This window comes from Shewanella sp. 2_MG-2023 (genome assembly GCF_030548905.1).
GTDB classification, from domain to species: Bacteria; Pseudomonadota; Gammaproteobacteria; order Enterobacterales; family Shewanellaceae; genus Shewanella; species Shewanella electrodiphila.
On record NZ_JAUOSO010000003.1, the window covers coordinates 242,944 to 258,471 of the forward strand.

A 15,528-nucleotide genomic window follows, 5' to 3' on the forward strand; every position below is an offset into this window, starting at 1 on the left:
AGAAGTAATAGATAACCACCCAATTAAATAATCGAACGGCATAATTGTTTGGTTTAACACGATCAAAAAAGGGGAACAATCTCTGTTCCCCTTTTGGGTCTTCGCCAATATAGGCATTCAGACTAATTTAGCCCTATGCGATATACGACGTACAATATATACGATATGCAGAACTAAGATTTAGCCACACCAAAAGCATCATCAAACGTCTGGTCTAAACTTGCGTGATCCACTTTATTACCCTTTAATCGCTCAACCACAAGGTAATTAACTGGCACCAAAATCAAGGTGATAAAGGTGGCAAAGATAATCCCGAAGCCTAGTGAAATCGCCATTGGAATTAAGAACTGCGCTTGGGTAGATTTTTCGAGTAGCAAGGGCATCAGACCAATAAAGGTGGTTAAACTGGTCAACATAACCGGTCTAAATCGTTTTGTGCCTGCGGTTAATACCGCCTCGGCTAATGGCATACCTTCAATACGTTTTTTATTGATAAAATCCACCAGCACTAACGAGTCATTAACCACAACCCCTACCAGTGCAAGCATCCCTAAAATACTGAAAATGGTGAGTGGCGATCCCATAAACCAGTGACCGAGTACTGCACCAATTAAACCAAAGGGGATCACACTCATCACAATTAGCGGCTGAATGTATGATTTGAACGGTATCGCCAATAGGCTATAAATCATAAACAACACAAACACTAAGCCCCACTGCAATGAACCAAAGCTGTCTCGTTGCTCACGCGCTTCTCCTTCAAGCGAATGGCGCACACCAGGATATTGCTGCACTAAACCATCAAGATAGACCTTAAGATCGGCTTGAAGTACTGTCATATTGGTGTTGTCTTTATCCACATCCGCAGTGACATTTAACACTCGATAGCGATCGATTCTTCGAATACTAGATGGGCTTTTACCTGAGGTCATTTTCGCCACATGGCCAAGCGGTACTTGTGTGCCTTGACTGGTGGTAATCAATACCTTTTTAAGGTCATCCAATGACTGACGTTCATCCAATGGCAAACGTAACATTACCCGCACATCATCACGGCCACGTTGTATACGTTGTACTTCGGCGCCAAAATAGAAACTTCTGACTTGGCTTGAAACTTCCTGACGGGTTAAGCCTAAGGCTTTACCTTGCTCGGTTAACTCAATTAACAGCTCTTCTTTACCGTTAGATAAACTGTCGGCAATATCAAATACGGTCGGATAGGTTTTCAAGTGTTGTTTCACTTGGTCGGCAATTTCTCGCAATGTCTCAAGGGAATTCGCACTTAACTGCACATCAATTGGATCAGAGCTTCGGCCGATTTCAGCGCGATAGGTCACAGACTCCGCCCCCGGAATATCACCGACACTACGGCGCCACTCAGTTAGTAACTGCCGTGAAGTAATATCTGACTCACGCTTTTCTGCAGGGGTGATTTCAAAACGAACGCCACCCGCATTTGATGTGCCACCACGGCCACCTGTGGTCGCTAGAATATTAATGATCACACTCTCGCCCGTATCTTCGTCTCGATACTTTTCTTGCAGCGCCTCAGCTTTAGCGGCAATAGCAATAATATGTGCGTTAGTCACCTCAAATGGGGTGCCTGCTGGCATGGTCAAGTTTAGACGTACCGTTTCACTGGGAATGCGCGGGAAGAAGGTAAACTTGGTCCAGCCCGTAGCCAGTAACGCTGCAATAATCAGCAAAATACTCAGGAATAAACTTAACGTAGCAGTTTTATGCTTTAGCGCTATGCGCAAGAATGGTTGATAAAACTTAATAATTGCATGTTCAAACCCATCTGCGAATTTTTGCTGAAACACCTCAAACTTATTGTATTGGTCCTTATCGTTACGCAGTTTAATGTACTTAAGGTGAGCAGGCAGAACAAACTTAGATTCGATTAATGAGAACAATAAAACTGGGATAACTACAATCGCAATCTGGCCAAATATCGCCCCTCGATTCCCCTCGATAAACAACATAGGTAAAAAGGCAGTAATCGTTGTAAGAATACCAAAGGTCACGGGCGCAGCCACTTCTTGCGTACCCAAAATAGCCGCATGTTCGCCATTGGGAGAAGTCTTGAGATGAGTATAAATATTCTCGCCGGTCACAATCGCATCATCGACCACAATACCCAGTACCAGAATAAAACCAAATAAACTGATGACGTTTAATGAAACACCAAAAAACGGCATAAAGATAAAAGCGCCCATAAAAGACACTGGAATACCGATAAACACCCAAATCGCAATGGAAGGACGTAAAAACAGTGTCAGCAATAGCAGAACCAAAATACCGCCCTGCAGTGCACTGCCTGTTAACGTGGCAATACGGTTTTTAACGATTTCAGAATCATCATCCCAGTAGCTAAGGCCATAACCTTCAGGCAGTGTTGCCTGACGTGAATCAATATAGCCTTTGACCTGATCAGCAACATCAATTGCACTTTGCTGGCCAATACGATAGACATCAATAAAGGCAGCCTGCTGGCCATTAAAACGGGTTCTTACTGGTGTTTCTTCAAAACCATCTTCGACATTAGCAATATCACCTAAGCGAATAATGGTGCCGTCTGCAGCAGATTTAATCGCGATATTGGAAAACTCATCTTTGTAATAAGCTTGGCCTTTTGAGCGCAGTAAAATATCGCCGCCTTGGGTTTTTAAGTTACCCGCTGAGATATCGGTACTGGAGGCATTAATTGCTCGCGACACTTCACTAAGGGTTAAATTGTATTGGCGTAACTTGTTTTGCGATAACGCTAACGACACCTCATAGTTACGCACCCCGCTTAAATCCATTTGGGTCACGCCATCAAGTCGCAGTAATTCATCACGCACGACTTCAGCAAACTCAATGGTTTCTTTTTCGCTGTATTTACCTGTTACCGTCACTGCAATCACTTCACGCTTTCGCTGGGCAAGCGCTATCACAGGTTTTTCAGCATCAGCAGGAAAGGTATTAATCGCATCGACTCGACTTTTAATATCGGCCAACATGTCACGAGGGTCGTAGCCACTATCAACCTCAATCGTCACCCGAGAGGATGACTCAGATGAACTCGACGTGATTTTTTCAATCCCTTCTAAATCTTGCACCGCTTCTTCAATGCGAATTGTCACCCCTTTTTCGACATCTTCAGGGGTAGCTCCACGCAGCGAAACACTTACTGATATTCGTTCAGATTCAACCGTTGGAAATACCTCTAGCGGGATCTGCGTAGACAATGAACCTAAACCCAATACCAGCAGCAGTAACATTAACAAGTTGGCTGCTACATGGTTTTTAGCAAACCAAGCAATCATGGTCGTTGCTCCTCTTTGGTCGCTTTATCTGCTGCCTTATCTGCGACTAGCTTAGCTTTAGGCGGCTTATCACCTCGACGCGGACCAGGTTCACCTTTATCAGACTGAGCAGCTTTACTCGTTTGGCCCACGATTGAGACTGGCGTGCCAGAACTAACTTGACCAAGGGAAGTCGTTACCAATTCATCGCCACTTTGTAAGCCTGCTCTAATTACTGAGTCTTGGCTGTTTTGCCATCTTGTGGTGATTTCTCTGCGCAGTAAAACGCCGTCATTTACCACATAGACATAAGCGCCTTGATAAATAGCTTTAGTTGGAATAACTAACGCTTGCTTAAGTTTTTTACCGGCAATATTAGCTGTCAGGTATTGTCCAATTTTAAGCGGCATTTGCTGACTTGCTTGATACACAAATGGGTCGTCAATTTGCGCGACAACGTAAAGCTGCTGCGAATTACTGTCGATGGCCCCTTCAGTGCGAATAAGTTCTCCTTCCCACTTTTGCAAGCCAATTAAATCCGACTCAAAACTTACTTTGGCAACGCTTTTCTTACCTTGCTCAGGGAGCTCAACTAAACCTAAATCGCTGTTGTTAATCGGTAAGCGAATTTCAACATAATCGGTTGCGTAAATAGTGGCTAACTGGCCATTGGTTGACACTACACGGCCGACATCAACATGCTTTTCGAGTATTCGTCCTGAAAATGGTGCGACTACATGAGTTCGCTCTAGTGCTAAATTGGCTTTCTCTAATGACGCTTGATTAGATAACATCGCCGCTCGCGCTGCGGCTAATTGTGGCTCACGTAATACTAATGAGGTTGGCTCACGGCCATTACTAAGACGCTGCCAATCTGCAAGTGCCTGATTGGTGCGGGCTTGTTCTTCTAACAATTGTTGTCTCGCCAGCATTAATCCAGATTCGGCAATTTTTACTTCTGCTTGATAATCTCGGTCATCAAGCTGGACTAACACTTCCCCTTTTTCAAAAAAGCCACCTTCACGGAAGTTAGGGCTAATAGATAAGATTTGCCCTGATGCTTGCGTCACTAACACACTTTGGGTACGCGGTTTTACCACGCCAAAGCTGCTCACCTGAATCTGATAATCCTGCGGTTTAACTATCAGTGTTTCTACCGACATTGCAGCCACAGCCATTGGTTTGCCACGTTTGCTACTTGGTGGATTTGAAGTAATCACTATGATACTGACGATAGCAATCGCAATAATGCCTGCGGGGATAAGGTATTTCTTATTCATCATATTATTCTTCTTCTGTAACACTCGCATCCAGATCGCCACCTAAAGCTAGGTGTAGTCCGATACGGTTGGCAATAATTTGGTTTTTTAAGCTAATGACTGAGCTTTGGGCAACAAAGGCGCGCGTTTGAGCATCCAACACAGTGGTATAGCTGACTAGACCCACCTGGTATTGCTCAAATGATAACGTTTCAGCTTGAATAGCATTTTCTTGAGCTTTTAAAGTCGCGCGATATTGTTGCTGCAGACTGGCATCTAAATCTAGATTGTTCTCAACCCGTTCAAAAGCGTTAAATAAGGTACTGAGATACTGTTGCTCTTGCTGCTTCAGCTTTAATTTCTGTTGTGCTGTGAGCGACGCTAATCGGCCCGCATTAAAAATAGGTGCGGTAATACCAGCAAACACAGACCATGAGCTGTAGTCACCACTTAATAAGTTGGCAATGTCACTGCTGGCAGTGCCAATATCAGCCCCTAAACTCAATGATGGGTATCGCTGTTTTTGGGTATAAGCCACTAACGCATCTTGCGACAGCAGTTGGTACCAAGCGGCTTTTAACTCAGGTTTGCGTTTTACTAACTCACTGGGCACGCCAATTTTTATCCCTTGTGGCAGCAATGGTAGTTTTTCATCAATCAATAATTTGCCCGCAGGATAGCCACCTAACAGTCGCTCTAGGGTTCTGACATCTTGATTTCGCTGACTGCGCTGGGATAGCAGATTGGAGTTTTCAGTATAAAATTCATTTTGTGTTAGGTAGACATCTAATGCGGCATTTAAGCCTTGCAGATAACCTGATTCAATAATCTCAAAATTCAGGCGAGCATTTTCAGTGCGGCGCTCAAACAACTTCACTAATTCATTTGATGTCACTACCTTGTAATAGGCAATGACCAAATCCGCCACCAAAGCATCTCTAGCTTGCTGATAGTTAGCTTCAGCGGTTAATAAATTCAGTTTTGAGGCCCTGGCGTTATCAGATAACTTACCCCAGATATCGAGTTCATAACTTAAGTTTAGACTCAGGCTATTAGCACTAGAAGACGCATCATTATCGCCACTTCGGGAGCTATTCGCACCAAGGTTTAGCTCAGGCCAAAAGCTTGAATCGCTCACATTGAGCTGCTGCTTTTTGACCTCAACTTCTAATGCTAGCTGTATGAGTGCTTGGTTAGTGTTTAAGCCAATGCTGATAAATTCTAATAACTGATCTGTCGCTATTGGTGTTACCCAACTTTGATTGTCTTTTAACGACTCAGCATCGGTATGCCAAGAAGGAGGAAGTTGCGGCTTAACCAAAGGCTCATCGACATAGGATGAGCTGGTGCAAGCAGACAAAATGACCAGCGAAGTTGCTAAAGCCACTTTAGTGAAATGTCTTTTCATCAATTGGAAATCCATTTTCGTTATTATTATGCAATTCATTATTATTTAGATGTTACGCAATTGATTCTAAATAGTTCACATTTTAAAGAAAATAGCCAAACAATAACTTTGCATAGCTTTACAAAGCGCTTCTAGTTACCCGCCTATGAACATCAATACATCAATACATCAATACATCAATACATCAATACATTAATGATAGTGTGATGAAAAGTGAGAAAAGAATTAGCTGAGAGGTAGGAGGGAATTAGATATAACATTGAATGAATAATGTCATGATGACATATCCCCGTCCGTTTTAAAGACAACAAAAAAGCGACCTAGGGTCGCTTTTTAATGTTAACTGTTGTCAATGAGGACTGCTGCCGAAGTTCAACAACGCAGTAGCAAGTCTAAGCAGCGATTAAAACTGATACTTAACACTCGCGGTGAAATTAATCGGCTCACCCGGCATAGTCCATAACTTATGGTACGAGCTTTCAAAATACTGCTGATTAAATAAGTTATTTACATCAATCATCAGACTAAATCTGCTGGTTAAATCTACCGCCGCAGATAAGTTAACTAAGGTGTATGCAGGTAAAATATAGTCAGGGTCGGTTGTCTCACCTAAACGGTCACCAACATAATTTACTGTGGCGCCAAAGTAGGCTTCTTTACCCATAATGTCTGTGTAATGTCTTAAAGCAACATGACCGACATGCTCTGCAACGTTGATTAAGCGTGAGCCTTTAGGAATTGGCACACCCCAGTCGTTATCAATCAAGTCTTTCGCAGTTCTTGCATCAGTATATGCGTAAGCGAGTTCAAGACTGGTATCATCGGTCAGTAATGTGCTCAGCTGAAATTCAACCCCCTGACTTTCTACTTCACCTAATGTGGCAGACAGGCCAGTATCAGGCTCCGCTGTTAGCATATTGGTTTTGCTTGCGTCATAAAGTGCGAGGCTACCTGAAAATCTATCGGCGACATTTTGCCACTTAAGGCCCACTTCAAACGACTTTGTTTGTTCAGGTTCAAAGGCATTTCTGTCTGAATCTAGACCTGAGTTCGGTCTGAAGCCTTCTGCATAGCTGGTGTACACATTTATGTTGTCACCTAATTCATAAACAAACCCAAAACGCGAAGACACTTCAGTTTGGTCTTGTTCGTGTTCTTCGTTATCCAGTTTGTTCAAAATTTGCTGATTAAATCGATCAACCCTGAAGCCCAACAATAATTTTGCTTTATCGGTTAACTCAATCAAATCTTGCGCATAAAAGCCAACACCTGTTTGCTCTTCTGATGTCAATGTCGTTGGTGATGTTTCAGGCTGAAACATAGTGTAATCAGGGTTGTTCGGGTCAATTGAATAGGTATCGTCACCTGAGCCCCAAGCCGTGCGCCATACTCGGTAATCAGTGTCTAACTGGAAGTTATAATAATCTAATCCAACTAAAAGGTTATTCTTAAATCCTCCTAATTCTACGTCACCACTGATCTCGAAGCGCGCTGACAAATCTTGCGCTTGATAGTCACGTTCTCTTCGTTGTCTTGATAGCGTATTTGGATCGCTATAAATCAACTGGCGACCGTCAGAAAGCTCTGCATCTGAAGACTGTCCTTTAAACGATGAATCTCTATAAGCTAAGCCGGTTAATAAGTGCCAATTATTATTAAGCTGATGATTTAATAATAATTGGTGACCTAGTGCCTTAACGGTATGGTCGCCATCTCTGGTGTCACCATAAAAAGCCGAAGTATCAACAGCATCAAAGTCATTATCTAAAACGTATACACCACGTTCTAACGGCTTACGTTGATCGAGAATTTCCATTTCATAGCTTAAGCTAGTGGCATCTGAAATATTCCACAAAAGAGACGGACTTAAGTTTAAGCTTTGAACATCAACATGATCGCGATAGGTATCTGAATCTTCATAAAAACCATTGATACGGTAAGCGACATCATCACTAATGCCTTTAGTGTGGTCAAACTCAACTTGCTTAGTATCGTAGTTACCTAAAGTCCCTTGAATATAGCCTTGTTCTTCAAACTGAGGCTTTTTAGTAACGATATTGACGGTACCACCTGGCTCACCTTGACCGTACAATGCCGAGCCTGGTCCTTTCATTACTTCAATGGTTTCAATATTAGCGGTGTTTCTATTACCGTTATAACCCCGTGAATTAAAACCATTCACTAAGTAACCTGTTGGATTGTTTTCATCCCCAGAAAAACCGCGAATAGCAAAGCTATCAAACATGCCACCAGAATTGTTTTGTCTTACGATACTTGGAGAAAAATCTAAGGCATCCATAAAACGAGTAATACCCTCGTTTTTTATCGTGTCAGCATTAATTCTATCGACAGCTTGTGGTGTATCAATCAATGGCACATTACCGCGATATGGTTGCCAGTGTCTTCTCACCTCAATACGTTCAATATCATCATTCATTTCTGACGTTTGGTTAATATTATCCTGTGCTATCGCGCCATTAGAAATGACAATTAGTGAACATAAAAGCTGTTTTTTCACGTGCTTTTCTCTGTGAGGGGTTGATTTGAAGCGGGATGTTACAACATATCATTTTAATCGTCAAAGCTAGTCCATGAATTAATTGTTACTGTAAGTGCTACATAGTAATAAGCACTAATTTAATACCTCAATTTTTAAGGGGTCATGAAGTATAAGGTCACTCAATGCCAATAGGCTGGAATCGAATACATGAGGTTCATTGCCTTCCTGAATTACTACTCGTTTACCCCTACACAAACATATACATTATTCGTTTCAAGGGATTAGGATTCTAATCTTAAAACTCCAAAGATAATTATCTGCACTAGACAGTTCATTTATTATTCAATAAGATAAAAGTGTGACGAAGATCACCTTTCTACTAATGCAGTTTAGAGAAATGAATTACAGGAGTTTTTATGAAATCGTTATCTTACAAAGTATCAATCCTAGCAGCGTCAGTTTTAATGGCTGCTAATGCGTCTGCTATGATCATCGAATGTAATGATTGCAGCCCAGAGCAACGACTATCTTCAATTAACAATCAAGTGTCTGGCCCAGTATTTGTCGTCGATTTTGTCAACAAAACTGTCGACAAGTATCAAGTCACTGAAGACGGAAAAACTCAAGTGCTAGATCCTACCAAAGCGGATGTTAGTCAGCTAAACCAGCAGTTTTCTCATCGAAAAACTCATCTAAGAGATCCAAAATAAGCAAATTGTTAGATAACGTTTATGCGAACTTTTCTCATAAACGTTATTTTAATGATGTAGACCAAGCCACTGTTAACATCCCAACCTCTAGAATTATCCTCCCCAGTTATTAAGTATCCACTGTACAATTTTCTATCTAGATCTAATTTCCAACTTAAAGGGTCAGCAACATAAAACACCGAGGTTTTCGCTTTCACCAAAAGCGAATCTAAGTTCACATAAGTGTGGATTTATAAAACAAACCCTTGTATCCTCCGTTCAAATTCATCAAACCTGCTTTACTAAAGCAAAAGAAATCACCAATAGGCATTTCATGAAAAAAACCATAATAACAATCAGCTTATGCATGATGTCACTCCACACTTTTGCATCGACTCCTGCTTACCATAACCCTGGAGCGGCCAACAAAACTGTTGAATTCGCTCCTGGGATTATTTCTACAGCCGATCATTTTGAAATTAATACTGTGTTTAACAAAGCAGGAGATAAGGTCATTTTTGCCCGTTGTGCTGACGATTTTAGTCACTGCACTATGATGCAATCAGACTTTAGCAATGGCCAGTGGCAAGCACCGTCAGCCTTATCTATTTCTGGTGATTACCTCGATGCAGATCCTTATTACAGTGCCGATTACTCTCAGCTATATTTTGTCTCTAAAAGACCCATTTCAGAGGGTGAGGATGAAGCACCTGAGGTCAATTTGTGGCGAACGACTTGGGCTGAAGGCCAATGGCAAACACCTGAATACTTAACTGATGTTAACTCTGCCGCAGCAGACTTATACCCGTCACTCACTGACAAAGGCGAGTTATACTTTCCTTCATTTAGGGACAACGGTCGCCATATGTATGTTGCTCAGCCTAAAGGAGATGGCTTTGACACTCCAAGACCATTGCCAAGCCATATTTATGGTATGAAAGGTAACATTGGTGATTCGGCGGTGTCTCGAGACGGCAAGACGATCGTTTTTAGTATCAAGGATCGCGATGATAGCCTCGGAAAAGGCGATTTATATCTGTCTAAGTTAATCGATGGCGAATGGACAGTAGCAAAAAGTCTAGGCAGTAAAGTGAATACAGCAGACCATGAGTTCACTCCAATTATCTCACCTAACGGCGAGTATTTGTTCTTTACCCGTATTGAAAATGGCAAAGGTAACTTGTACCAGATTAAACTTTCTGCATTAGCGATTTAACCAAAATAAAAATACATAGCAAGGGAGGTTTCCCTTGCTTGTTCCCTCCTCTTTCTAATGTCATTAAAAATGATCCATTTATCACTAAAAACACTATTACACTGATGACAGTATGTTCGCCAACGCCTTTAAGTTAGCTTCTTTTAGCATCCGTACTATATGTTTATCCAACAAACAGCGCAGATAATCTGACACCGCTTATACTGATTGAGTCGGGTTTATTTTTTATATTACTGCGGCCAGCTGTCATCCATTACCTAATCGTGTAAAGAGTCGTTTAAAGAGTCGTTTAAAGAGTCGTTTAAAGAGTCAATTACAACTCCTTTTCTATTCATTTATGAGTGAAATATGAAAAAATTAATCGCGTTACTGAATACTGTTTGGCAAGTGATGAAAAAGCCGAGTGTCCATTACAGCTTAGGCTTTCTGGTAATAGGCGGCTTTATTGCTGGGATCATTTTTTGGGGTGCATTTAATACTGCATTAGAAATGTCGAGTACCGAGGAGTTTTGTAGCAGTTGCCATCAAAATGTCTATGAAGAAATGAAACCAACGATTCATTTTACCAACCGTAGCGGTGTACGAGCCACCTGTCACGATTGTCATGTGCCCCATAAATGGACCGATAAAATAGCGCGAAAAATGCAAGCTTCAAAAGAGATTTGGGCGCATTTAGTGGGTTCGATAAATACGCCTGAAAAGTTTGAAGCTAAACGCCGCCAATTAGCCGAGCACGAATGGCGACGCCTTAAAGCCAACAACTCTTTAGAGTGCCGAAATTGCCATGAGTTCGACTATATGGACTTCACTCGCCAATCAACCCGCGCAGCTGATATGCACTCAACCTACTTAGAAAGCGGTGCACAAACCTGTATTGATTGCCATAAAGGCATTGCTCATCAATTACCAGATATGGCCGGAGTTGAAGGTTATTAAAGGTTGAACTAGCTGCAACTATGCGCTTTTTAACGCTAATGCGCTGCTTGTAAATTTAATACCGTCCCAGCCATTAAGCATAAATTGACGGATATTTTGATGGTCATTCCCTTGTGGAGTGGCCACGACATCTCGATAATGCTGACCAAATAAACTCAAGGTTTGTTGCTCATTTAGCTGATGTAACGTCCCAAAAGCAAACACCTTACAAGAGCCGGCATTTTCTCCTTCAGCATTGCTCTGTAGACCATTAGTAAACGCACATGGCGTAAACACATAATGCGCCTCAATAATCGCCATAGTATCTTCAAATAGAATGTTCTGTGGACTATCGATAGCCTTGATGAAGTTTGCTAGTGTTGATTGAGTCATTAAGTGCTGTCCTAGTTTATGTTGATATCGATTGGGTTATATTCTTGCCTAATTCTATAGCTGCAGTGATCTGTCCATTGTAGCGATAACACCATAAATCTCCTGTAAAATAAGATCAATTGAAACAATTTCTTATTAGCACGCAAACGACAAGATTGATTTAATAAAAACCATATCAAGGCCGCTATTCATCTATCATCAAATGCCCCACCTTAACCAGAATCACCGTATCTTGTTCTACAAAGGGATTATGCTGACTTAAGTGTGGACTGCGGATCCAAGTGCCTGCTGGATATCGACCTAACTCATCAATAAATTCGCCACTGATAACGTATATCTCTTCGCCGCCAAAATGACGATGAGGCTGAAATTGACAGCCAGCAGGCCAAAACACTAATGCTGTCGACTCGGTTAAATGCTGATGCAGCGGCATCACTTGCAGGTCCCCTTGGCCTGGAAGCCAATCAGTATGATGAGTATCTACCCTAACTTGTTCAATGTCAGTGGTTTGAAACTGATGTAACTTAACCAGTAACTCGCAGCCTTGCTCACTAAATGGTGCGTGGCTGAAACCTTCAGGGTTACGGATATAGGTGCCCGCTGGATAATCTCCAGTTTCATCAGAAAAGACTCCTGATAAAACTAAAATCTCTTCACCTAAAGGATGCGGATGTGACGCAAAGCTTGCACCGGCATCATACTTAACAATACTGGTCGCATGGCCACGTTCCGCTTCTTCTCTGGCTAAACGTTTACGCCATACACCTTTGGCAGGGCTTTTATCCCACTCAAGCATATGAGTATTAATAACAATTCGTTGGCTAAAATCCATATTCAGTGAATCAGTCTTGCTGGTATTGTTAGCGGTATTCATATTCTTTTTCTCCACTCAATCTATGCCGTTATCATAGGCTTATTGGTGATGAATAAAAAGCAGGCACAATTTGGAGTAGTAGGTACTTTTAGGTCCTATTTATTGATTATTAAACATAAAAAAGCCTACTCAAAAAATTGAGTAGGCTTTTTCCGCTAAATATAGGGCTGCTAGTTACTTCTTAAATGGCACCGGACGTGGTGTGTTCTCATTCGAAGGTGGCAAAATTGGTAACATAATTTGTGGTTGGTCACCGGTTAAGCTCTTCAAGAAGTCTACCATTTGCTTGGTTTCAACTTCGGTCATAGTCTGACCTAGCTGAATGTCTGCCATAGTGTTAACGGCTTCTTCTAATGTCCAAACGCTACCATCGTGAAAGTAGGGATAAGTTAGTTCGATATTACGTAAGGTTGGTACTTTAAAGACGAATTTATCCGCATCTTTACCCGTTACGCCTTTACGCCCTACCGCAGGGTTGTCAGTATGAAACGGCTTAACTAGGCCCATTTTCATGTACATGGTGCCACCAACAGCAGGGCCGCTATGACAGGCTACACAACCTTTATCTTTAAACAATTGATAACCCGCTTTCGCATCAGCAGTAATCGCTTTTTTATCGCCTTCTAAATACTGATCAAACGGGCTATTTGGGGTTACTAAGGTTTTTTCAAATACGGCAATTGCATCGGTAATTCTGTCGATATTCACTTCATCTGAACCGTAGATTGCTTTAAAGCGTTCTACATATCCAGGCATTGAAGCAATAGTTCCGACTGCCAATTCATGGGTGTAACCCATTTCTTTTGGATTATCGATAGGGCCTGCAGCTTGCTCTTTTAAGTCAGCCGCTCGACCGTCCCAAAATTGCGCTAGCATGTACTCAGCGTTTAATACTGTTGGTGAGTTAATTGGACCTTCTTGCCACTCATGGCCAATCGAGGTTGGCAGGGCATCAACACCACCTAAAGATAGATTATGACAAGAGTTACAAGAGATAAACCCAGACATTGACAAACGTGGTTCAAAAAATAGCATTTTGCCTAGTTCAACTTTTTCAGGTTCGGTGATCACAGCAGGCTTGATCACTTCGATTGGCTCACTGGCCTGTGAGGTAGAGATTGAAAAAATTGATGCCATCAAAATTGCAACTGAGGTTAGCTTCGTCATAACTAATAACCTTATAGGGTATGTGGTTTATTTGAAGCCATCATATACGCCACTTTTTATGAGTTAAAACGACAAAATTCGATTGGGTCTATCGTGTATTTTGATGATAAAAACGCGACCTAAATCACTGTTTATTATTACAAACAAGGTAGGTTATCAATTAATTAGTTTACAGCTAAACAGTGCATTCAAAATACCGGTTACAACCGAGATAGATCACACCCAAAAGAGCGAAAAACCATCACCTTTGATGTTATTTCTGCTTTAAAATGACATTTTTAGATTAGGCATTTTTACAGTTTCACCTTCATGTACTGTCAATTTCCGATTTTTAAGCCTTTAGGTTGAGCCGAAATCCCAATTTATTATTCAAGCTATTGAATAAGTGTTCGTTCAATTAAGTATGCTAAAGTTAACTTTAGCTAAGTAAAATCAATGGAATTAAGCCAAGAGCTTGCATGTGTCGACAATGAAGGTAGCGATTAAATGGATGTTCAACTCCCACGTGTTTCAAAAGCATGGCAATCAATAAAAAACCTAATATCAGGACAATCGACTAGCAGTCATGATGGCGACAGCATTGAAGGCAAACTTTCGCTTAAGGAAATAAGCCAACTTTATCCCCGTGACACAACCATACTTTCTGAAGTAGAAAAGTGTCTGCTTTATCATCCAATAAGAACTGACTTACAGCCTTTAGCGAATAAGCTTGCTGAGTCAGTCGCCCTTGATACTCAAGATGTTCAGCTAATTCAGCAGTCAAATCAGCAGTCAAATCAGCAGCAAATTGAAACGCCTCTCCAAGCGGTAAATAGTCAGTTTATTGGCCGAGATGTTCAGCAGAAAAAGGTCAGTGATGCGATCTCTCGTTGGCAAAATAATAAAGGCGAGTTAACCGCGGTGATAGGCCCGTTTGGCTCTGGCGTTAGCTCTTTTCTGAATCAATTTCATCATCAATATCATCAACAAGTGCCTGTCACTTACGTCAGCTTTTACCACGCAGCGCTCACGACCAAAGAAGCCATCGCTAACTTGTGTTATTGCTTCAATATTACCGATGAGCCCAAATCCATCACTGAAGCGATTGCACTTATTAATCAACAAGACTCACACATCATTATCATTGATGACTTACATAAACTGATGCTGAGAATGATGGGCAACTATCAAGCTTTAGTGACCTTCGCGACAGTTATCATGGAAACACGCCAACAGCATTGCTGGATCCTAGGCTGTGAAACCTATGTATGGCATCGCTTATCGTCACAATACTCCATCACAAACTTCGTCAAAATTATCGTAAGATTAGAATACTTTTCTTTATTAGAGTTTCGAGATGTCATCCAAGCTAAAACCGCTAATATTAGCCTGACTTTAACAAGTGATGGCAATGAAGAAACAGAGAAAGCCGCATTTGAACAGCTAACAAAGCAATTGCACCAGGTCAGTGGCGGTCACAGCAAACTCGCCTGTGTTTTACTATTTAATGCGTTAACCGAAGACCCTAATCACCCTTTAAGCATAAAACCAATATGCACACCGGACTTAGCAACACTTAAACAATGTACTGATGAAGATTTATTTAGCTTGGCTGAGATCTATGTTCATGGAGGCTTACGCATATTTCAGCATGCTGAAATTTTTGCCACCAGCATAGAACAAAGCTCATTAAAATTAGAATATCTTTCACGCCAGGGCTTACTTAAACCTCATTACTCAAAGTTGGACTTTGCTCAGCATTACTACGTCATTCCCCCAACATTAACCCGGCTTATCGCCAGTCATTTAGTTAATCACAATAAACTTTACTTGTAGGA

11 protein-coding genes are annotated in these 15,528 nt (G+C 41.5%); 4 read left to right on the forward strand and 7 right to left on the reverse strand.

Going from position 1 to position 15,528, the window contains the following annotated elements:
- Positions 1-173: 173 nt before the first annotated feature.
- The 4 genes from Q4600_RS04980 to Q4600_RS04995 form a co-directional block, all read right to left on the reverse strand.
- On the reverse strand, positions 174-3,311 hold the full coding sequence (locus Q4600_RS04980; protein WP_102526104.1) for an efflux RND transporter permease subunit: 3,138 nt from the start codon (positions 3,309-3,311) through the stop codon (positions 174-176).
- Positions 3,308-4,573 (reverse strand): efflux RND transporter periplasmic adaptor subunit, encoded by a 1,266-nt coding sequence (locus tag Q4600_RS04985; RefSeq protein ID WP_229369400.1) that lies wholly within the window; start codon positions 4,571-4,573, stop codon positions 3,308-3,310. Before Q4600_RS04985 ends, Q4600_RS04980 begins: the two co-directional genes overlap by 4 nt.
- A gap of 1 nt (position 4,574) precedes the next feature.
- Positions 4,575-5,957: a TolC family protein gene (locus Q4600_RS04990; RefSeq protein ID WP_303513317.1), complete on the reverse strand. Its 1,383-nt coding sequence runs from the start codon at positions 5,955-5,957 to the stop codon at positions 4,575-4,577.
- A gap of 403 nt (positions 5,958-6,360) precedes the next feature.
- Positions 6,361-8,475, reverse strand: a complete 2,115-nt coding sequence (locus tag Q4600_RS04995) for a TonB-dependent siderophore receptor (RefSeq protein ID WP_303513320.1) — start codon at positions 8,473-8,475, stop codon at positions 6,361-6,363.
- 398 nt (positions 8,476-8,873) lie between these two features.
- Between Q4600_RS04995 and Q4600_RS05000 the strand changes: the two genes are divergently transcribed.
- The 3 genes from Q4600_RS05000 (at position 8,874) to Q4600_RS05010 (ending at position 11,298) form a co-directional block, all read left to right on the forward strand.
- On the forward strand, positions 8,874-9,167 hold the full coding sequence (locus tag Q4600_RS05000; protein ID WP_102528901.1) for a hypothetical protein: 294 nt from the start codon (positions 8,874-8,876) through the stop codon (positions 9,165-9,167).
- 313 nt (positions 9,168-9,480) lie between these two features.
- Positions 9,481-10,362 (forward strand): PD40 domain-containing protein, encoded by an 882-nt coding sequence (locus tag Q4600_RS05005; protein ID WP_102528902.1) that lies wholly within the window; start codon positions 9,481-9,483, stop codon positions 10,360-10,362.
- 348 nt (positions 10,363-10,710) lie between these two features.
- The gene (locus Q4600_RS05010; RefSeq protein ID WP_267869129.1) at positions 10,711-11,298 is read left to right on the forward strand and encodes a NapC/NirT family cytochrome c; all 588 of its coding nucleotides are present in this window, start codon (positions 10,711-10,713) and stop codon (positions 11,296-11,298) included.
- Between the two features lie 18 nt (positions 11,299-11,316).
- Here the strand turns inward: Q4600_RS05010 and Q4600_RS05015 are convergent, their stop codons facing one another.
- The 3 genes from Q4600_RS05015 to Q4600_RS05025 all read right to left on the reverse strand — a co-directional run bounded on the left by Q4600_RS05015 (position 11,317) and on the right by Q4600_RS05025 (position 13,711).
- On the reverse strand, positions 11,317-11,670 hold the full coding sequence (locus tag Q4600_RS05015) for a HopJ type III effector protein (RefSeq protein WP_303513330.1): 354 nt from the start codon (positions 11,668-11,670) through the stop codon (positions 11,317-11,319).
- Positions 11,671-11,854: 184 nt separating this feature from the next.
- Entirely contained in the window at positions 11,855-12,544 is a 690-nt protein-coding gene (locus Q4600_RS05020; protein ID WP_303513332.1) for a cupin domain-containing protein, read from the reverse strand.
- Between the two features lie 174 nt (positions 12,545-12,718).
- Positions 12,719-13,711, reverse strand: a complete 993-nt coding sequence (locus tag Q4600_RS05025; RefSeq protein ID WP_102528905.1) for a cytochrome-c peroxidase — start codon at positions 13,709-13,711, stop codon at positions 12,719-12,721.
- Positions 13,712-14,197: 486 nt separating this feature from the next.
- Here Q4600_RS05025 and Q4600_RS05030 point away from each other — a divergent pair, with 486 nt between their 5' ends.
- Positions 14,198-15,526, forward strand: coding sequence for an ATP-binding protein (locus Q4600_RS05030; protein ID WP_303513337.1), 1,329 nt, complete (start codon positions 14,198-14,200; stop codon positions 15,524-15,526).
- Positions 15,527-15,528: the final 2 nt, after the last annotated feature.